Annotated in this window: 15 protein-coding genes and 1 pseudogene; 8 read left to right on the top strand and 8 right to left on the bottom strand. The window is 72.7% G+C overall.

Annotated features, from left to right (window positions below; genetic code table 11):
- Positions 1-29: 29 nt before the first annotated feature.
- On the bottom strand, positions 30-686 hold the full coding sequence (locus AB0G20_RS25320) for a DNA-binding response regulator (protein ID WP_361306262.1): 657 nt from the start codon (positions 684-686) through the stop codon (positions 30-32).
- A gap of 74 nt (positions 687-760) precedes the next feature.
- Between AB0G20_RS25320 and AB0G20_RS25315 the strand changes: the two genes are divergently transcribed.
- The gene (locus AB0G20_RS25315) at positions 761-1,615 is read left to right on the top strand and encodes an aldo/keto reductase (protein ID WP_361306260.1); all 855 of its coding nucleotides are present in this window, start codon (positions 761-763) and stop codon (positions 1,613-1,615) included.
- Positions 1,616-1,870: 255 nt separating this feature from the next.
- Entirely contained in the window at positions 1,871-3,685 is a 1,815-nt protein-coding gene (locus AB0G20_RS25310) for an ABC transporter ATP-binding protein (protein WP_361306258.1), read from the top strand.
- Between the two features lie 27 nt (positions 3,686-3,712).
- Here the strand turns inward: AB0G20_RS25310 and AB0G20_RS25305 are convergent, their stop codons facing one another.
- Positions 3,713-4,426 (bottom strand): helix-turn-helix domain-containing protein, encoded by a 714-nt coding sequence (locus AB0G20_RS25305; protein ID WP_361306256.1) that lies wholly within the window; start codon positions 4,424-4,426, stop codon positions 3,713-3,715.
- A gap of 155 nt (positions 4,427-4,581) precedes the next feature.
- Between AB0G20_RS25305 and AB0G20_RS25300 the strand changes: the two genes are divergently transcribed.
- The 3 genes from AB0G20_RS25300 to AB0G20_RS25290 all read left to right on the top strand — a co-directional run bounded on the left by AB0G20_RS25300 (position 4,582) and on the right by AB0G20_RS25290 (position 8,568).
- On the top strand, positions 4,582-6,078 hold the full coding sequence (locus tag AB0G20_RS25300; protein WP_361306254.1) for an APC family permease: 1,497 nt from the start codon (positions 4,582-4,584) through the stop codon (positions 6,076-6,078).
- A 20-nt stretch (positions 6,079-6,098) separates the two neighbouring features.
- A complete protein-coding gene (locus AB0G20_RS25295) occupies positions 6,099-7,760 on the top strand; it encodes an amidohydrolase family protein (protein ID WP_361306252.1) in 1,662 nt (553 codons plus the stop codon).
- Between the two features lie 82 nt (positions 7,761-7,842).
- The gene (locus AB0G20_RS25290; protein ID WP_361306250.1) at positions 7,843-8,568 is read left to right on the top strand and encodes a hypothetical protein; all 726 of its coding nucleotides are present in this window, start codon (positions 7,843-7,845) and stop codon (positions 8,566-8,568) included.
- Positions 8,569-8,578: 10 nt separating this feature from the next.
- Here the strand turns inward: AB0G20_RS25290 and AB0G20_RS25285 are convergent, their stop codons facing one another.
- Entirely contained in the window at positions 8,579-10,093 is a 1,515-nt protein-coding gene (locus AB0G20_RS25285) for an MFS transporter (RefSeq protein WP_361306248.1), read from the bottom strand.
- Positions 10,094-10,325: 232 nt separating this feature from the next.
- Here AB0G20_RS25285 and AB0G20_RS25280 point away from each other — a divergent pair, with 232 nt between their 5' ends.
- The 3 genes from AB0G20_RS25280 (at position 10,326) to AB0G20_RS25270 (ending at position 12,664) form a co-directional block, all read left to right on the top strand.
- The gene (locus tag AB0G20_RS25280) at positions 10,326-11,822 is read left to right on the top strand and encodes an MFS transporter (RefSeq protein ID WP_361306246.1); all 1,497 of its coding nucleotides are present in this window, start codon (positions 10,326-10,328) and stop codon (positions 11,820-11,822) included.
- Between the two features lie 113 nt (positions 11,823-11,935).
- The gene (locus AB0G20_RS25275) at positions 11,936-12,349 is read left to right on the top strand and encodes an SRPBCC family protein (protein ID WP_361306244.1); all 414 of its coding nucleotides are present in this window, start codon (positions 11,936-11,938) and stop codon (positions 12,347-12,349) included.
- A 6-nt stretch (positions 12,350-12,355) separates the two neighbouring features.
- Positions 12,356-12,664, top strand: coding sequence for a hypothetical protein (locus tag AB0G20_RS25270; protein WP_361306242.1), 309 nt, complete (start codon positions 12,356-12,358; stop codon positions 12,662-12,664).
- Between the two features lie 166 nt (positions 12,665-12,830).
- On the opposite strand, the gene AB0G20_RS25265 is transcribed toward AB0G20_RS25270, so the two are convergent.
- The 5 genes and pseudogenes from AB0G20_RS25265 to AB0G20_RS25245 form a co-directional block, all read right to left on the bottom strand.
- Positions 12,831-14,024 (bottom strand): aromatic ring-hydroxylating dioxygenase subunit alpha, encoded by a 1,194-nt coding sequence (locus AB0G20_RS25265; RefSeq protein ID WP_361306240.1) that lies wholly within the window; start codon positions 14,022-14,024, stop codon positions 12,831-12,833.
- Positions 14,025-14,173: 149 nt separating this feature from the next.
- Positions 14,174-14,530: pseudogene (locus tag AB0G20_RS25260) on the bottom strand (kinase); the annotation flags it as partial.
- A gap of 48 nt (positions 14,531-14,578) precedes the next feature.
- Complete coding sequence (locus AB0G20_RS25255; RefSeq protein WP_361306238.1) at positions 14,579-15,109, bottom strand: GNAT family N-acetyltransferase; 531 nt, start codon at positions 15,107-15,109, stop codon at positions 14,579-14,581.
- Positions 15,110-15,215: 106 nt separating this feature from the next.
- Positions 15,216-18,155 (bottom strand): hypothetical protein, encoded by a 2,940-nt coding sequence (locus tag AB0G20_RS25250; RefSeq protein ID WP_361306236.1) that lies wholly within the window; start codon positions 18,153-18,155, stop codon positions 15,216-15,218.
- Between the two features lie 2 nt (positions 18,156-18,157).
- Positions 18,158-20,008 (bottom strand): HSP90 family protein, encoded by a 1,851-nt coding sequence (locus AB0G20_RS25245; RefSeq protein WP_361306234.1) that lies wholly within the window; start codon positions 20,006-20,008, stop codon positions 18,158-18,160.
- Positions 20,009-20,022 lie beyond the last annotated feature (14 nt).

Raw genomic sequence — 20,022 nt, 5'->3', positions numbered from 1 at the left:
CTTCCGTCGCGGACTCCCCCGCCGGTTCCTCAGCCGCCGAGGCCCAGTTCCCCCGCGCGCACACCGGCCTGGAACCGCGACCCCGCCTCGAGGGTGTCCAGCAGTTCGGCCACCCGGCGGCGATAGGTCCGCACGGACATGCCGAGTTCCTTCGCCGCCGCCGTGTCGGTCGCGCCCGACCCCAGCGCGCGCAGAACCCTGCCGCTGACGGCGTCGAGCCGGGGCCTTGCCGCGTCGAGGAAGGCACCGAGGTCGAGGGCGCTCTCCCAGGCGGCTTCGAAGAGCGCGTAGACGGCGCCCACCAGGGTGGCGCCCGAGGTGACGGTGTACTCGCGGCCGCTCGGGGCGTCCAGGCCGGCGAGGATCGCGTACCTGCGGTCGATGATGATCGTCTCGTGGGGCAGGGCCGTCGCGGCGACGCGGACCCGGGCGCCCTTGGCGGCGATGTCGCGCAGGTGCTCGCGGCCGCGCTCGTCGGCCAACGCGGCCGGGCTGCACAGCTTGCGGACCCGCGGGCCGCCGGGCTCGCCCAGCCACGCCTCGGAGGCCTGTCGGGCGCGACGCAGCTGGGAAAAGGTGTCGAGATCGCGGACGGCGCAGATGAACTCCTCGCGGACCGAGGAGAACAGGTGCTCGGTGCGCGCGACGAAATCGAGGTCACCGCGGACCGTCACGATGTCTGCCACCCGGTCATTTTGCCTCGTGGCAGCAAATTGCCACGCGTTGGCGTCCGGGACGCCCCGTTGCGGAGGCTGCGTTCATGAGCAACGACTTCCTCCTCGGCGGCGACCTTCCGGTCGGCCGCATCGGCTTCGGCGCCATGCGCCTGTCCGCGAACGGCTTCACCGGCCCGGCCCGGGATCCCGAAACCGGCCGCGCCGTCCTGCGCCGTGCCGTCGAACTCGGCGCCGACCACATCGACACCGCCTCCTTCTACGTCAGCGACGACCGGTCCGTGCGCGCCAACGACCTGATCCGCGAGGCCCTGCACCCCTACCCGGACGGCCTGGTCATCGCCACCAAGGTCGGCCCCGCCCGCACACCCGGCGGCGGCGTGACCCAGACCACCGACCCCGCCGCGCTGCGCCCGTTGGTCGAGGAGAACCTCGAAAGCCTCGGTGTGGACCGCCTCGACCTCGTCTATCTGCGCATCGGTTTGATGGCACCGCCGCACGGCGAGTCCGTGGCCGCACGTTTCGAGGCGTTGGCCGCGATGCGCGAAGAGGGCCTGATCCGCCACCTCGGGCTGAGCAACATCGACTCCGCTCATCTCGCCGAGGCCCGGACGATCGCACCCGTCGCGGCCGTCCAGAACCACTTCCACGCCGGACAGCGCGACGACGCCCGGCTCCTGACCGCCTGCGAGGAGGCCGGCATCGCCTTCGTGCCGTTCTTCCCGCTGGGCGGCGGCATGAGCGACCTCGCCGACGACCGCCTGGCCGAGGTCGCGCAACGGCAAGGGGCCACCGTCCCGCAGATCGCCCTGGCCTGGCTGCTGGCGTCCTCTCCCGTCACGCTCGCCATCCCGGGCACCGGCTCGCTCACCCACCTGGAGGAGAACATGGCCGCCCGGTCGATCGCCCTCACCCCGCAGGACCTCTCCCACCTCGCCTGACGCACCGGCAGGGGCACCACCCCGGCGTCCTTCGCGCCGTTGACCGGCGCGCGCCACCGGCCCACCCCGAATCCGCCCGCCGCGCCCCGGGGCGCTCCCCGTACACCACCCCCCGGCCGGAAAACGCTTGGACGCCACGGCCGGCATCGCGGGACACTTCCGGACTCGACCCGAATCCTCATGAATCCGTTGCGGCGATGGCCCCTGCCCGCACGCGCGGCGTGGCGGGCGGCCACAGGACGACACAGGGGTGGGATGGAAACGCCGGAAACACACAGGGTATTACCGGGCAGGCGCTCGGTGCTTCTCGCACTTCGCTACTACGGACGGGAGTTGTCCCGGCTCCGCCGGTGGACGGCACCCGCGATGCTGCTCTCGGCGCTGGGCAACATCGGAATCAACTACGTCGCGCCGCTGATCGTCGCCAAGCTCGTCGGCGACATCGCCGGGAACAAGGACGTCACGGCCGGCGCGATGCTGCCGTACGTGCTGGCCTTCGCAGGCGTGCTGCTGGTCGCGGAGGCACTGTGGCGCGTCGCCCTGCACTGCCTCAACCGTCTCGACGCCCTGGGCATCGAGCATCTGTACGTGATCGGCATGGACGAACTGTTCGCCAAGGACGCCGCGTTCTTCCACGACAACTTCGCCGGTTCGCTGACCAAGCGGGTCCTCAGCTTCGCCTCCCGTTTCGAGCAGTTCGTCGACACGCTGACGTTCCAGATCGTGGGGAGCTTCGTGCCGCTCGCGTTCGGCGCGGTGGTGCTGTGGCGCTACGAACCGCTGCTCGTCGTCGGTCTCCTGGTGATGATCACGCTGACGGCGGTGCTGGTCGTGCCGCTGATCCGGCGCCGCCAGGCGCTCGTCGACCAGCGTGAGGAGGCGATCGCCCGGGTGTCGGGCCACGTCGCCGACAGCCTGATGAACATGGACACGGTGCGGGCGTTCGCCGCGGAGGAGCGCGAGGCCGCCGAACACCGGTCCCGCGTCGCGTTGTCACGCCGGCTCACGATGCGGTCGTGGGACTACGGCAATCTGCGCATCGACACGCTGGTCGCGCCGATGTCCGTGCTGACCAGCGCGATGGGTCTGCTGCTCGCGGTGACGCTGGGCGGCGGAGCGCACGGTGTGGAGGCGATCGTGGTCGCCTTCGCCTACTACAACAACGCGACCCGGATCATGTTCGAGTTCAACCAGATATACCGCCGGCTGGAGAGCTCGATGACGGAGGCGGCGCAGTTCACCGAACTGCTCCTGACGCCACCGACCGTGCTCGACCCGCCGGCACCGGAGCCGCTGCGGCCCCGGGCCGCCGATGTCCGCTTCGAGAAGGTGACCTTCGCCCACCGGGGCGGCCGGCCGCTGTTCGAGGGACTCGACCTGGCCGTGCCGAGCGGGGCGAAGATCGGTCTCGTGGGCCGGTCCGGCGGTGGCAAGACCTCCCTCACCCGGCTGCTGCTGCGGATGACCGACATCGACGGCGGCCGCATCCTGGTCGGCGGCCAGGACATCAGCCGGGTGCGCCAGACCGACCTGCGCGGCCGGATCGCCTACGTGCCGCAGGACCCGGCGATGTTCCACCGCACCCTGCGGGACAACATCGCCTTCGCCCGGCCGGACGCCACCGACGCCGAGATCCGCCGGGCGGCCGAGGCGGCCCATGTCACCGAGTTCGCCGACGGGTTGCCGGACGGATTCGACACCATGGTGGGCGAGCGGGGCGTCAAGCTGTCCGGCGGCCAGCGCCAGCGTGTCGCGCTCGCCCGGGCGATCCTGCGGGACGCGCCGATCCTGCTGCTCGACGAGGCGACCAGCGCCCTCGACTCCGAGAGCGAACTGCTGGTCCAGGAGGCGCTGTGGCGGCTCATGGAGGGGCGGACCGCGCTGGTGGTGGCGCACCGGCTGAGCACGGTCGCCGGCATGGACCAGCTCGTCGTCCTCGACCGCGGCCGGATCGTCGAGCAGGGCACCCACCAGGAGTTGCTCGCGATGGAGGGTGCCTACGCGAAGCTGTGGCAGCACCAGTCGGGCGGCTTCCTGGACGACACCTCCGGCCGGGCCGAGGTGCTGTAGGCCGCTGACTCATCTCCGAGGCGGTCGTCACCGCTTCGGCGGCCGCCGCGTGAGGGCGCGCGCCCGGGCCGCCAGGGCCTCCAGCAGGAGGTCCACGGCCTGTTCGAAGGAGCTGTCCGCCATCGTGGGCAGCTCCGGGCGTACCGCGGTCAGGGAGGGGTGCGTCGCCGGGTCGAGGTCCTGGTACACCTCTCGCCACGACCGGTGGTCGGCCTCCCGCTGCTGTGGGGGAAGCGCGTGGAACGCCGCCTCCGTGGCGGCGTGGCTGAGCACGGTGTCGATGAAGGCCAGGTAGAGCCGTGCGGCGTCGGCCGGTGGGAAGCCCGCGGTGAGCAGCAGACCGATCCCGGTCTCCACGGCGCTGATCTCGTTCCGGCGCCGGGTCACGCGGTGGGCGGCCAGGGCGGCGGCCCGGGGATGGGCGAGGTAGCCCGCGCGGACCCTGAGGGCCATCTCGCGCAGCGAGGCCACCCAGTCGTCCCCGGGGGCGAAGCCGGCCATGGCGTCGCCGATGATCCGGTCGGCGATGGCGAGCACCAGGTCGTCGGTGTCGTGGAAGTAGCGGTACAGCGCGGTCGGGTCGCAGCCGAGGGCCGCGCCGAGCCGGCGCACGCTCAGCGCCTCGGGTCCGTGTTCGCCGATGAGCCGCAACGCGGTCTCCACGATCAGGTCCTCCGACAGCAGGACCCCCGAACGGGTCGGCCTCCGACGCCTGCGCTCCTGCGGCACACGGGTGGTCATGACCGGGACTCCTCTCCTCGCACACCGTCGGCTTCTCCCCCGACGCAGTGAACGGCCCTCGCCGCCTTACGTCAACAGGGTTGACCCAATGTGGGCCCCGGTTGTTCCATCACAGTCCCGCGCGGCTCTTCCCACCCCGTCCCCGAGGAGCCTTCATGTCGTCCGCACCGCCTCAGCCACGCCCCGCGCTGCGCCGTTCCCTCGGCGTCGTCGACGGCGTCGCCATCGCCGCGTCCAGCACCGCGGCCACCACCAGCATCGCCATCGGCATGGGCACGATCGCGACCGTCGTGGGCCTGCAGGCCCCGGCGCTCCTGCTGCTGGCGTTCCTGCCGGTACTGGGGATCGCCCTCGCCTACGCCCGTCTCAACCGCTCCGAACCCAACTGCGGCAACGGCTACACCTGGGTCGGCAGATCCCTCGGCCCCTGGCCCGGCTTCCTCACCGGCTGGGTGACGCTGGTCGGCTCGGTCATCTTCTGCGCCTACACCAGCGCGATCATGGGCTCGGTCGTGCTGGCCTTCGCCAACAAGGCCGGTCTGCTCAGCCTGGCCGGCATCGCCCTCGATCCGACGTCCACCGGTATCTGCACGGCGGTCGGGCTGGTGATCCTGCTCGCCCTCACCGTCCTGGCCGTCACCGGCGTCCGGAGCGCGACCCGGTTCCAGTTCGCCCTGCTGGTCTTCGAGTACGCGGTGCTGCTCGGCTTCTGCGGCTGGGCCCTGGTCACCGGCGACCACGCGGTCTCCCTGTCCTGGTTCAACCCGTTCGAGATCTCCAGCGGTACCGCCTTCGCCCAGGGCATGGTCCTCGCGGTGTTCTTCTTCTGGGGCTGGGACGCGGCGTTCAGCGTCACCGAGGAGACGAAGGACCCGGGCGACTCGGCGCGCGGCGGACTCATCGCCCTGTTCGCGATGCTCGGCCTGTTCCTCTTCGCCTCGGTCGCCTTCCAGCGGGAGATGAGCCTGGCCGAGCTGGTCCGCAACGGCCCGCAGGCCCTCCCCTACCTGGGGGAGAAACTGGCCGCCGAGCCCTGGGCCACCCTGCCCTTGATCGCCCTGATGTTCTCCGCCGTCGCCTCCGTGCAGGCCACCTTGATCCCCACGGCACGCGGCCTGCTCGCCATGGGCCGAGACCGCACGATGGGCCCGCTGTGGACCCGGGTCCACCCGCGCTACGGCACGCCCGCCGCGGGAACGGTCGTCGTGATGTCCGTCGCCGCCGTGATCGCCCTGCTCGCCTTCGCGATCCCCAAGCTGAGCGACATGCTGCTGGCCGCCGTCAACGCCATCGGCCTGATCGTGGCCCTCTACTACGGCCTCACCGCTCTCGCCTGCGCCGTGCGCTTCCGGGCCGCGCGGCACGAAGGAGCGCGCGAGGCGCTGCTCGCGGTCGGCGTGCCCGCCGTGTCCGGGCTGGTGCTGCTGGGTCTCGGCGGCTACCTCGGATACTCGTACCTCACCATGAGCGATCACTTCGAACTGAGCCCGGACAACGGCTGGTTCATGTTCTCGCTGCCCGCCGTGATCGTGCTCGCCGGCCTCGGCATGGCCGCCGTGGCCAAGTACGTCCGGCGCTCGCCCTACTTCACGACCGGGCGCGGCACCGACGCCGAAGCCCTCACCCTGCCGATGGACCGCACGGCGGTCTGACCCCCATGGAGCTCACCCCCATGTCACACCCCCCTGCCCCGGGACCCGCCGACCTCGTTCTCACCGGCGGCCCCGTGCACACCGTCGACCCGGCCCGCAGCCGCGCCACCTCGGTGGCCGTGCGCGGCGGGCGGATCGTCGCCGTCGGCCACGACGAGGTGCGCGAGCTGATCGGGCCGCGCACCGAGGTCGTCGACCTCGCCGGGAAGCTGCTGCTGCCGGGCTTCCAGGACGCCCACGTGCATCCGATGGGCGCGGGCCTGGAACTCGGCCTGTGCCATCTCGGCGACGCCACCGACGCGGACGCGTACCTGCGCACGATCGGGGCGTACGCGAAGGAGCACCCGGACGTCGAGTGGATCACCGGGGGCGGCTGGTCCCTGGAGGCGTTCCCCGGCGGCTCCCCCACGGCCGCCGCGCTCGACGCGATCGTCCCGGACCGCCCGGTCTTCCTGCCCAACCGCGACCACCACGGCGCCTGGGTCAACAGCCGGGCCCTTCAACGCGCGGGCATCGACGCCCGGACCCCCGATCCCGCCGACGGCCGGATCGAGCGCGACGCCGAGGGCAACCCCACCGGGATGCTCCAGGAGGGCGCGGTCCATCTGGTGGGCCGGCTGGTGCCGGACCCCACGCCCGAGGAGCAGCTCGCCGGCCTGCTGCGCGCCCAGGCCGTCCTGCACTCCCACGGCGTCACCGCCTGGCAGGACGCCATCGTCGGCACGTACGCCAATCTGACCGACCCGGCGCCGGCCTACCTGACGGCACTGGACCGGGGTCTGCTCACCGCGCGGGTGGTCGGCGCCCTGTGGTGGGACCGCGAGCGGGGTGCCGAGCAGATACCCGAACTCGTCTCCCGGCGGGAGGAGTTGAGCCGGGACCGGTTCCGCGCCGGCACCGTGAAGATCATGCAGGACGGCATCGCCGAGAACCACACCGCCGCCCTGCTCGACCCGTACCTGACCGGCTGCGGCTGCGCCTCGGACAACAGCGGCATCAGCTTCGTCGAGCCGGGTGAGCTGCGGAAGTACGTCACCGAACTGGACGCGTACGGCTTCCAGGTCCACTTCCACGCACTCGGCGACCGCGCGGTGCGTGAGGCGCTCGACGCCGTGGAGTGCGCCCGGACCGCCAACGGCCCTCGCGACACGCGGCACCATCTGGCGCACCTCCAGGTCGTCCACCCCGACGACCTGCCGCGCTTTCGTGCCCTGGGTGCGAGCGCCAACCTGCAGATGCTGTGGGCCGCCCACGAACCGCAGATGGACGAACTGACCCTGCCCTTCCTGGGGGCGGAACGCGGCGGGTGGCAGTACCCGTTCGGGGATCTGCTGCGCGCCGGTGCGACACTCGCCGCCGGCAGCGACTGGCCCGTCAGCAGCCCCGACCCGCTCCAGGCCATCCATGTCGCCGTCAACCGCGTCTCCCCCGACGCCCCCGAGGGCACCCCGGCCTTCCTCCCGCAGCAGCGCATCGACCTGGGCACCGCCATCGCCGCCTGCACGGCGGGCAGCGCCTACGTGAACCGTCTCGACGACACCTCCGGCAGCATCAGCGTCGGCAAGTCGGCCGACCTGGTCGTCCTCGACCGCGACCCGTTCGCGGGTCCGCCCGAGGAGATCGCCGCCACCCGGGTCCTGGAGACCTACGTCGAAGGCAGGCGGGTCCACACCGGCACCTGAGGCGTGTTCCAATGCTCCGGGGCCTGTGCACGGAGGGGGATGGGGCGCGGTGGGGTCGTCGGGGTACGGAGCCGTGCGGGCCGTGGTGTGGGTACTGCTCGCCGTCGTGGCGCTCGGCGGCGGGGTGGCCTCGGCGTTGCAGATCCGCGGGGCGCTGGAGCGGGAGCGGGAGTACCGCCGCGCGCCGGCCTGCGCCGCCGTCCCCGCCAAGGCGTCGGGGTGTGTGTGGGATCAGGAGTTCACCGTACGCAGCGCCGCCATGAACCGCGGTGAGCGAGGCGAGTCCCCGGAGGCGAAGCTGGTGCTGCCGTCCGGCAAGCCGTGGGAGGTGACGTTCCTGCGCAGCGAGCCCGTGATGTCCGAGATGCAGCCGGGCGAGAAGGTCGTCGGTGTGATCTGGCACGGGCAGGTCGTCGAGGTGCGCGACGCCGAGGGCCGGCGGCAGCAGACGTCCGACAGGCCGGTGGGATGGCCCGAGGACCGTCTGGGCGGTGCGCTGGCCTGCGTCTCGTTCGGCCTGGCCGCTCTCGTGGGCGGGCTGTGGCCCCTCTTCGCGCGGGGCGACGGGCGTCACGCGACGGCGGCGAAAATGGTGCGGTGGCACGGCGTCGGTCTGGGCGCGACGGCGATCCTGACGCTCTGGGCGCAGGCGTCCAACGACTGGCCGCTGTGGGCCATTCCGGCGATCTGGGGGCCTCTCGCGCTGCTGCTCCTGGCGTCCATGACGGCCTTCGCCCTCGGCGCCCTCCGCGGCGATCTGGACGACGACGTGCCCGCCCCGCGGGAGCCTCAGCCGCAGACCTCGTGAACGGTGACGCTCAGGTCTGCCGGGCGTGCACGGGACTGTGGGCGACATCGTCCGGGCACGGGCGGTGCGGCCCGCGCGTCCGCCGGTCGCGTCGCCAGTCGAACGTCGCGAGAGCCAGGGACGCGGCCATGCCGACGAGCCCGGCGACCATCGCGAGGAAGAGGGCACCGCGGTAGTCGTCGCTCCTGCTGCCCAGCACCAGGTAGTAGAGACCGGGCAGGGCGGCGGTGCCCACCGCGGCGCCCAGCCGCTGCCCGGTCTGCAGGGCGCCGCCCGCCGCCCCCGCCATGTGCACGGGAACGTCGCGCAGCGTCATGGTGATGTTGGGGGAGATCACGCACCCGCCGCCGACGCCGCCGAGGAAGAGGACCGGGGCGGCGAGCCAGGGCGCGATGTCGAGGGGCGCGAAGCGCAGCAGCAGCGCGGTGCCGCCCAGCCCGAGGATCACGCCCGTGAGCCCGCCGACGGTGAGCAGGCGGCCGAGCCGGTCCACCAGCCGCCCGGAGACCGCGGCCGCCAGGGCCGAGCCGAGGGCGAAGGGCGTCACGGCGAGGCCCGACTTGAGCGGGGAGAAGCCCAGGCCGTGCTGGTAGAAGAGGGCGAAGACGAGCCAGACGCCGCTGAAGCCGATGAAGTAGAGCGTGCCGACGCCGGCGCCGACGGCGTAGCCGCGCACGGTGGTGAACAGGCGCGGATCGAGCAGCGGCTGGATACCGCGGTCCAGCAGGCGGCGCTGCCAGCGGGTGAAGACGAAGAGGAGCGCGGCACCGGCCGGGAACATCCACCACAGCCGTGTGAGGCCGCCGGTCTCCGCCTGGACCAGCGGGTACATGAGCGCGAGGACGCCGAGGCCGAGGAGCAGGACACCGGGCAGGTCCACGTGTTCCCGGCCGGAGCGGCGGGTGCGGGGCAGCAGGCGGCGGCCGAGGAGGACCGCGAGGATGCCGATGGGGACGTTGACGTAGAAGATCCACCTCCAGCCCTGGGCGCCGTCGGCCAGGGCGAGGATCAGGCCGCCGGTGAGGGGGCCCACGGCGGAGGAGATGCCCACGGTGGCGCCGAAGAAGCCGAAGGCGCGGCCGCGTTCGCCGCCGCGGAACATCTGCTGGATGAGCGCGGAGTTCTGCGGGGCCATGAAGCCGGCCGCCAGGCCCTGGGCGAGCCGGGCCACCACCAGCAGCGTGATGTTCGGGGCCGCTCCGCAGGCCGCGCTGAAGAGCACGAAGCCGCTGAGGGCGAGCAGGAAGATACGGCGCCGGTCCAGGGCGTCGCCGAGGCGGCCGGCGGTGACGAGGGCGAGGCCGAAGGAGAGGGCGTAGCCGGACACCACCCACTGCACCTCGGCCGCGGAGGCGTGCAGCTGCTGCTGGATGGTGGGCAGGGCGACCGCCACGATCGACACGTCCAGCAGGCTCATGAAGCCGGCCACCAGCGTGACCCACAGGGCCCGCCACCGGTTCGGGTCCGGCTCGTACCCGTCCTGCTGCGCGCCCTGGTTCCGGCCGCCCTCCGCCGACGCTGTCACTTGGGCTCCTCTCACCAGGCACGCACCCGGCGAATCAAGTTCCCCCACCGGGGCACGGGCACACACCCGTCCCGGAGATCCGCCGGGACGGCGCAGAGGCCGCGTCTCACCCTGAGCGCCCGTGCATCACGTTCCGTGATCGACCGGACGCCGCGCGAAGGGGGTCGTTTGAGCGCGCGAGATCTGTACAGGCGTTGGGCTTGGGAAGACGACCGGCGAAAGGAACCACGTGATGGCGGCGACCGACAACGACGAGTCGGTGGATCCCGCGGCTGTGAGACGACACCGGGTGCTGTTCCGGGCGATCGAGAAACGACGCAATCCGAAGCTGCGTCGCAGCGACATCACGGTGACCGACGATGCGGCGGTCAAGCGCGCCACCAAGGCCGCCGCTCTCGGCAACGCGATGGAGTGGTACGACTTCGGTATCTACAGCTATCTGGCGTCGACCATCGGGAGGGTCTTCTTCCCCTCGGGCAACGACACCGCCCAGCTGCTCGGCTCCTTCGCGACGTTCGCGGTGGCCTTCCTGGTGCGTCCCCTCGGGGGGATGGTCTTCGGGCCGCTCGGGGACAAGGTCGGGCGCAAGCGGATCCTCTCCCTCACCATGATCATGATGGCGGTGGGGACGTTCGCCATCGGACTGGTCCCCTCGCACGCCGTGATCGGTCTGTGGGCGCCGGCCCTGCTGATCTTCTTCCGGCTGGTTCAGGGCTTCTCGACCGGCGGGGAGTACGGCGGCGCCTCGACGTTCATCGCCGAGTACGCGCCCGACAAGCGGCGAGGCTTCTTCGGCAGCTTCCTGGAGCTCGGCACGCTCGCCGGCTACGTCGGGGCCTCCGGCCTCGTCGTCCTCCTGCAGACCCTCCTCAGCGACGACCAGATGCTGTCGTGGGGCTGGCGCGTGCCGTTCCTGGTCGCGGCCCCGCTCGGCCTCATCGGGCTCTACCTGCGGCTCAAGCTGGACGAGACGCCCGCCTTCCAGAAGCTGGAGGGCGGCCAGGCCAAGGCGAGCGAGGCCGCCGACGCCGTGGAGACCTCGGCCGCCGCCGACCTCGGCAAGATCTTCACCCAGTACTGGCGGCCGCTGCTGCTGTGCCTCGCGCTGGTCGCGGCGTACAACATCACCGACTACATGCTGCTGTCGTACATGCCGACGTACCTGTCCGACGAGCTGGGCTACGGCACCCAGCACGGCCTGTTGATCCTGGTCGTGGTGATGGTGCTGCAGATGTGCCTCATCAACCAGGTCGGGCGGCTCTCGGACCGCTTCGGGCGCAAGCCGCTGCTGATGGCGGGGATGCTCGGATTCCTGTTCCTCTCCCTGCCGTCGTTCCTGCTCATCCGGCAGGGCAGCATCGTCCTCATCACCCTGGGCCTGCTGCTGATGGGGCTCTCCCTGCTGCCGATGCTCGGCACGATGTCGGCGGCGCTCCCGGCGATATTCCCCACGCAGGTGCGCTACGGCTCGCTCTCGGTGGCCTACAACCTGGCCACCTCGCTCTTCGGCGGTACGACCCCGCTGGTGATCACCGCTCTGATCAGTGCCTTCGACTCGACCCTCATGCCGGCGTACTACGCCACGGGGGCCGCGGTCATCGGTGTCATCGCCGTGCTGTGCATGCGCGAGACCGCCAACCAGCCCCTGGCCGGCTCCCCGCCGTCCGTGGAGACGGCGGCGGAAGCGGAGGCACTCGTCCAGGCGCAGTCCCCCCAGCCCAGGTTCTGACCGACGCGAAAGGCCCCGCCCGCATTCGTGCGGGCGGGGCCTTTCGCGGTTGGGTCCGGGCAGCCCGGGAACGCGGTGCGCACCACGACCCCCGAGGTGAGGCCGGTAAGGCGATGACCGAGTACGAACGTTCCCGCACGATGCCCGCACAGCCCGAGCACGTCTTCGACGAGGCCGCGAACGTCGGCCGGCTGGACAGCTGGCTCCCGGAGGCCCTGCACGTGGAGGCCGGGCAGTTGCCGGCCGTCACCGTGCACGAGGACCGCACCGACGAGGACACCTCCGCCCTGTTCCGTGCCCGGCCCGACCAGATGCGGCTCGAATGGGGCACCCGTGACCAGGGCGAGTACGCGGGCTGGCTCCAGGTCGCCGGCCTCGACGGCGGAGCCAGTGAGGTGACCGTGCACCTGTCGTTCTTCGACGTCGGCCACGACCCGGGCGAGCAGGCCGTCGCCGAGGCCCTGGACACCAGCCTGCGGCGGCTGGAGGAGCAGGTGCGGCTGCGCGTCGACCACGCGGCCGGCTGACCCGCCGTGGCGCGCACCAGGAGTTACGCCGTCGCGGCGTCCGGGCAGTGGACCGACGAGGAGGAGGGGCGGCGAAGGCTGCCCTCCGGCGAGGTGCACGCCTGGGAGCCGGGCCACAACGAGACGGCCTGCGGCCTGTCCCTCAGCCGTTCCCGGCTGGTCCGCTTCCCGCACGTCGGCTGGCCGGACACCTTCCCGGAGTCCGGCGGCGCCGCGGACCGGGTGCGGCGCCAGTGCCCGCGCTGCGCCTCGGTGGCGGGACGCCGCGGCCCCGACGCCCGCCCGCGGTGGCACCGCACCGATCCCCGACCGTGAGGCCTGGTCCTTCGGGTGGTACGCGCCGAGGCCGTCGCATGCGGGCGCGCGGCCGGACGCAGGCCGGCAAGTCAGCACCGGCCGCCCGCCCTTGACCGCCGATGACGGGGACTCACCCTCCCCCAAAGCCTTCCCGCTGAACGCCCGCTGGAGCGCGTCCGCGCACTCAGGGCGCGGAGCCGTCGGCGCCGGGCGTCGGCACCGGACCGCGGTCATGGCCGTTGCACACCGAGGCGGCGCCGCACATGCCGGCCCGGGGGCGGAGGGGGACGCCGTTGGTACGCAGCACCTCGCGGACGTCCAGGATCAGGGAGAACACCTCGCGATTGCGGTCCTCCCCCTGTTCGTCCCAGGCCCGCTGCTCGGCCTCGACGGCCATCCGGTCCTCGGCGAACACCCGCTCGGTGAAGCGCCTGATGAGCGGCCAGGCCATCTGCAGAGCGCCGGGGATCCGCGGCTTCTCGATCATGAGCAGGCCGAAGGTGTGGCACCTGCGCTGCTCGGCGTCCTCGGGCACATAGGCGACCCAGAGGCGGAAGGCCGGCCGCTCGGCGTTCTCCGGGACCAGGTCGAGGGTCTGGTACGGGTACTCGGTGCGGATCGTCATGACGTCGCGGGAGTCGCTGCCGCCGATGCCCTCGGCGGCCAGCAGGCTGGCCCCGCGGTTGCGCTTGCCCCCGGCGTGGCTGAACAGGTACCTGGCCTCCACCGACCGCTCATCGGTCCGGAAGTCGAGCAGCTCGGGGTGGAGTCTGCCGACCACGCCCCGGTGGAGGAACTGGTGGTTCATGTCGAGCAGGTTCTCGTGCATGAACGAGTAGTGGCAGCGCACGGTCCGGGAGTACGTCATCGTCTTGTAGCGCGGTGAGCCGAACGCCGGCAGGTCGGGCAGCGGCGTGGGGCCCGCCTTGTCCGGGTCGCCCGGGAACACGAACACCAGGCCGTACGCCTCCCGGACGGGGTAGCCGCGCACACCGCGCGGTGGCTGGCCGTCGCCCTTGGAGAGGTACGGGATCTGCGAGATGCGTCCGTCGCCGCGATAGGCCCACGCGTGATAGCAGCAGCGGAGTGCCTCGCCCTCCACGACGCCCATGCTCAGCGGCACCTGACGGTGGGCGCAGCGGTCCTCCAGCGCGTACACGGTGCCGCTCGCCCCGCGGTAGAGCGCGATGCGCTCACCGGCGAACGTCGCCGCGAACGCCCGCTTGCTCCGCACGTTCTTCGACAGTGCGACCGGGTACCAGAAGTCCGGGTTCGCCCCGACGCGCCGGAGGTCGACCACGCCGCTACCCGGGACACGATGCGCCGAGGGCCACTCGGCCCCGGCAGAGAAGGTCCCGGCCTCGTCGGTCTCGGTCATACCTCTCCCTCGCGCGTACGGGCAGCGACAGCCTCGCGTCGCGTCAGGCAGCACCGAGCTGCCGATGCGGACGCCCGGCACCGTCCATCCTGACCGCGCCACACCTCTCCCGCCCCGCCCAGTGCGTACGGACGGGTGAGGTCACAGGACTAGAGGTCGATCGCGGGCAGACCGGCAAGACCGGTGTCGAGCATGATGCGCTCCACGGTCTCCCGCAGGGTGCTGTCGGCGCCGATGACGGTCTCGACGCCGCCGGGCAGGAGGTCCAGTTCCCGGTACCAGTCACGCAGCTGCGGCTCGCCGACCTCGTTCGCGATGGGCTTGGTGGCGTGGCGGACGAGGGTCTGCTCGAACGGCACGTGCAGGTAGTAGGCGTGGGTCGGCCCGCGGTGGTCGGCCCGCAGCCGGGTGAGCATCTCGCCGTAGCGGTCGGCGTACAGGATCCCCTCGACCACGACGTGGTACCCGGCGTCGAGTGCGTAGCGGGCCGTCAGGTCGATCAGTCCGAACTCACACCGCGCCCCACGGTGCCCGGTCTCTGCGCGCGCTCCACGTCAGGGTCTCACCAGTCCGCCGACCCACCAGTCGTGGGGCTTGCCGTCGTTGGCGATGCCGCGGTTGCGCAGCGTCCCCTCGACGGTGAAGCCCAGTCTCTCGGCGACGGCACGCGAGCCGGTGTTCCCGGTCATGGCCCACCACTCGATGCGGTGGACGTCGAGCGTGGCCCACCCCCAGTCGCACAGCGCCCGCGCGGCCTCGACCGAATAGCCCCGGCCGCGCTGCTCCTTGACCGCCCAGTAGCCGAGTTCGTAGACGCCCTGGCTCACCTTGGTGAGGCAGTAGGAGCCGACGAGTGCCGCAGTGTCCTTGCGGAACGCTCCGAGGACGTAGTCCTTGTCGGCGGCCCAGGCCTGGGGCCACTCCTCGCAGACCCTCTTCTCGGCGTCCTGCCGCCTGAAGGGCACGGGAACCGGCGTGTAGAACTGGATGTCCTCGTCCTGGCAGGCGTCGTACACCGCGTCCACATCGCCCGGCTCGAAGGCCCTCAGCACCAGACGCCCGGTCTCAAGTGTCACTGGATCCACCGCGTCAGTATGGGCGCGACCCATCGACCACGACCAGCAAATATCGCACCGGGGCCGGGAAGCACGAGCCGGGGCGGGAGGCCGCCCCGGCATCGTGCCCCGCGCGTCACTCCTCGTCGCGCAGCCGGGCCGCCAGGGCGGTCAGCGACTCCGTCTCCTCGGTGTGCCCCAGGGCGGTCAGGCGGGTGATCGCCGCGTCCAGGCGGGTGAGAGCGGGGGCGGGGCGCTCCAGGTAGAGGCCCTCCACCGCGCCCGCGAGGCGGACGCACTCGGCCCACTCGCCGGCCCGGTCGTCCTCCCGTCCCGGTTCGCCGAGCAGGGCGAGGGCCTTCTCCAGAGCCGCCAGGGCGTCCTCGTACGCGCCGGCATAGGCGTTGACCCGCCCGTGTTCGTAGGCCAGGGCCGTGTCCAGGGAGCGGCCGTGAGCCTCGTACCCGGCGGCGCGGGCCTCGTCGGCGACCCGGCCGGCGTCGGCGAGAACGGCGAGGGCGTCGGGCAGGCCGTCGGGGCCCTGCTGCTGCGCCTGGAGCCGGGCGAGTTCGCGCAGGGAGTTGCTGAGGTGCTCGTAGCGCGGGGCCTCGGCATGAGCGGCGAGTGCCTGGTCGGCGGCCTCGCGGGCCCGGCCGAACTCGCCGGACTCGGCGAGGAGTACGGCCGTCTCCGCGGCGATCATGGCGTGGCTGCCCGGGTCGTCGTCCCAGCCGGCCGACTCGGCCGCGAGGGCGACGAACTCCGCCGTGGCGGCCTTGAGGTCCTCCCCCGCGTGCAGCGCGCGGGCGCGGGTCAGGCGCAACTGGGCGACGAGCCGGTCGTCCAGCTCTCCGGCGGCCACGTCCGGTTCGGCCAGCAGGGAGTCCAGCAGCGCGATGCAGTCCTCGACGCGGCCCAGGTCGAGGCTGAGCTGCGCGGCGTTGCTGTACGTGCAGTACGCGTCGGTGCGGCTGCCGCCGCGCAGGTCCAGCTCCGCCGAGCGCGTCAGGTGCCGCAGTGCCTCCTCGGGGCGGCCCAGGCGCATGCAGGCCTCGGCCAGGTCGGCGTGGAGGCGGGTGGTGCCGACCGCTTCGGCCGGCCAGTCGGCGGCCAGGCGCAGGCCCTCGGTCAGGTCGGTGTACGCGGCCTGGGGGTCCTGGAGGACGAGCTGGAGCCGGCCGCGCAGCCCGAGGGTACGGGGCAGGTGCCAGGCGGGGCCGTGCGCCTTGAGCCGGTCGAGGAGGGCATCGGCCTCGGTGACCGCGGCGGGCAGGTCGCCGGAGATGGCGTACGTGGTGGCCCGCAGCAGCTGGGCGCCGGAGATCTGTCCGGCGATGTCGTGCCGGGCGGCGAACGCGCGCAGCAGGTCCGCCTCGGCGAAGACCGGCGCGACGTGCTCCTCGCTCCCCGTCGTCTGCAGGCGCAGGGCGAGCGCGGTCGCCCGCAGCCGCAGCAGGCGTGCCTCCTGGTACGGGGTGAGGCCGGGCGTGTCCTCGTGCATGCGGACCATGGACGCGTGGGCGGCGGTCAGCGCGGCGGCCTTCGCCTCGGGTCCGTCGGCGCCCTCCGCGGGGATCTCGGCGGTGGCGAGCAGGACGCAGGCACGGGCGAGCGCGGCGTCGCCCGGAGCGCCGGCGTCGTCATACAGGGCCGCGGCCTCCTCGTGCAGCGAGGCGGCGTCGGTGAACTCGTCCTTCTCGCCGGCCCGGTTCGCCTCGTCGGCCAGCAGGTCCGCGCGCAGCCGGACGAGCGGGCCCACAGCCGGATCGTCGGGGTGGACGTAGTCGCGGGCGGCGACGAGCGTGCGCAGCCGCGCCCAGCAGGCCTGGCTGTCCGGGTGCCCCTGCTCGTCCAACGTCCTTGCGCGGAGGATGAGTTCGGTCAGCGACTCGGGGACGGCCGCGGCCGGCCGAGCGGTGGTCGCGGCCACGGGGGCGGCCGGGGCCGCGTCGTCGAGGCTGCGGGTGCGCAGGGTCAGCTCCAGCGTGTCCAGGAGCGGTGCGCGGTCCAGGCGGGCCCTGCGGCGGTCGGTGTGGGCCGTGGTTCCGTTGCGGGCGTCGAAGCGGGCGGCGAGGTCGTCGGCCCGGCCCCGGACCTCGGCGCGCAGTCCGGTGGCGGTCCAGGTGCGGCCCGCGTATCCGGCGGCGGGCAGCTCGCCGTGGCCGAGGAGCTCGACGCGCTGGAGAAGGACCTCCACGCCGGTGAGGAAGTCGAGTTGGTCGAGCGGCGAGTCGACCTCGTCGAACAGGTTCCGGTTCTCGGCGAGCAGTTCCAGGCCGCGGGCCTCGTTGCCGGTCAGCGCGCAGAACTCCAGGTGCCGGCCGACCTCCCCGGACATCGAGGGGTTGCGGCGGCAGCCGCGGTAGCCGGCGAGGTGCAGTTCGCGGGCCCGGTCGGAGCGGCCGGTGCGCAGCAGGGGCAGCAGCGCGTAGGACAGCGAGCGGGCGGGCTCCTCCTGGCAGGACTCCTTCCCGGCCAGGACGGGCTCCCAGGCGCGCAGGGCCCGCTCGTCGTCGCCCGCCCTGAGGTGGTACAGGGCGCGCTCGCAGATCTCGCAGGCCTCGCAGTCACTGAGCCGGGTGCGGGTGCGGCCCGCCCACAGCTCGTAGGCGAGGGTGGTGTCCTCGCCGACGTGGGCGGCGAGTTGGTACGCCTGTCCGTAGTAGGGGTGGAGGCCGAGGCCGGCCTTCTCGTAGCGGTCGCGCATCTCCGTCAGCCACTGGCGCAGGCTGGCCAGCGGTATCTCGGGCAGGGCGCGCAGGGCGTTGGACACCCACTTGAACCGCCAGAACAGCATGTGGCGCAGGCGGTCGTCGAAGACGTCGGGCTGCTCGTCGAAGAGGGTGAGCAGGCGCGCGAAGACGACGGGCGACTTCCGGGGCTCGGAGCCGTAGGTGTACGCCTCCTGCAGTTCGAGAAGCGCGTGGACGAGCGGGACGGGCTCCTCGAACTGCTCGGCCGCGTCGACGAGTTCCTCGGCGGTGACGGTGCGGGTGCGGCCGTAGGGGCGGCGGTCGTTCTCCTGGAGCGCCTGGTACAGCTCGTCCGTGCTCTGGGGATGGGGTGCGGTGGGCATCGTCAGCTGTCCTTGCGGAGGGCGTGGGCGAGAAGGTCGAGGAAGGAGCGGTTGATGAGGCTCGACTCGGCGGGCCTGAGCGGGCGCCGGGACAGCATCGCGGCCTGCCCGTAGAGGGCTTCGGCGCTGGTGCGGGCCAGCTCGGGCTCGTCGATGGCGACGGCGGCGCGGACCAGGGGGTTGAGCTGGTTGAGGATCAGCTGGGCCCGCGGGGCCTCCTGGCGCAGGGCGCCGAGGATGTCGCCCCACAGGCCGCCCTCCTGCTCACGCGCGAGCTGGGAGCGGGTGCGCTCGTGCCGGGCCTCGCGGCTGTCGATGAGCAGGGCGGGCGCGGAGACGGGCTGGAAGGTGCGCAGTGCGACGTCGCAGTCGAAGACGGCGAGGGCGTCCCGGGCCTGGGCGAGGTAGGCCGCGGCGGCGAGTTCGGTCTCCCGGTCGACGGGGTCGAGGTGGGCGGTGAGGGTCGCCGGGTCGAGGTCGGCGACGGTGGCCTCGGGCCGGATCTCGGGCAGCCGGTGGACCAGTTCACGGTCGTAGGTGTATCCGCCGTTGACGACGCCGAGCCCGGCGGCCGAGGCGATCGCGGCGACCTGCCGGAACTCCTCGACGCTCGAGGTCACGAGCACGGTGCGGTGGGTGCGCGCGAACTCGTCGAGGGTGCAGTGCCCGTCGGTGGTCTCGAACGGCAGCCAGGGCAGCAGCATCCGCAGGATCTCGTCGTCGTGCACCGCGAGCGACTTCACCGCCAGGTGGTGGGCCTGGAGGAAACGGCCGAGCAGCTCCGGGTCGCTGGCGGCGGCCCGGGCGATCCAGTCGCGCAGCCGCTCGGCGAGGGCGTCCCGGACGGCGGCGAGGGTGTCGTCCTCGTACAGGGACTCGCGGGAGGCCGTCGGGCGCAGGCTCTCGGCGTCGACGACGCAGCGGACGAAGAACGCCCACTCGGGCAGGATCTCCTCGGCCTGCTCGGACAGCAGCATGCCCTTCACGTGCACGCGGTGACCGTGGCGGCGCCCGGCCGGCACCGTCTCGGGCAGCACACACGCGATGCCCTTCAGGCCCACGGCCGGCAGGTCCAGTTCGATGGTGTCCAGCGGCTCGAAGCCGAACACCTCCTCGCCGTAGGCGGCCAGGGCACGGGACCGGGCCCCCGGGGTGGGGTACGTACGCGCCCAGGGGGCGGGCTCGGGGTTGACGGACACGCCCGTGCCGTCTGTCGTTCCGTCGTCGAAGGTCACCGGGTGGCGCAGCAGGGAACCGAAGTGGCGGGCCAGCGCGTGCACCTGCGCCGGGCGGGTCCACTCCCCCGCGTCGGCGCGCGGCGTCAGCGTGACGGTGGTGCCGGGCCGGGGGCGGGCGGAGGCGGGCAGGGCGCGGACGGTGTAGCTGCCGTCGCCGCGTCCGCGCCACTCCACTGCGGGTGCGTCGGGGGTGCGGGCGGATCGGCTCAGGACGTGGATCTCGTCCGCGACCAGGAAGCAGGAGAGCAGGCCGATGCCGAACTGCCCGATGAAGTCTCCGCGTTGCTCGGCGATCCGGTCGGCGCGCTTGCTGCTGCGGCCGATGGTGGCGAGGAAGCTGTGCACGTCGGCCTCGGTGAGACCGACGCCGTCGTCCTCGACGCGTACCACCGAGCCGTCGGCGTGGAGTCGGACGCCGAAGGCGTCGGCGGGGGCGGCCGGTTCGAGGGCGTGCCGGGCCGTCAGCGCGTCCACCGCGTTCTGCATCAGTTCGCGCAGGTAGACGCGGGGGCTGGAGTAGAGGTGGTGGGAGAGGAGGTCGACCAGGCCGCGCAGGTCCACCTGGAACGTGCGGTCGGCGCCGGGCGGATTCGGGGCGGTGTCGGGGAGAGTCATGGGGCAGTCCGGGG

Source organism: Streptomyces sp. NPDC024017 (assembly GCF_040638895.1).
GTDB lineage: Bacteria > Actinomycetota > Actinomycetes > Streptomycetales > Streptomycetaceae > Streptomyces.
Note: the sequence above shows the minus strand (reverse complement) of the source record. Positions and strands in the feature narration are given on the sequence as shown.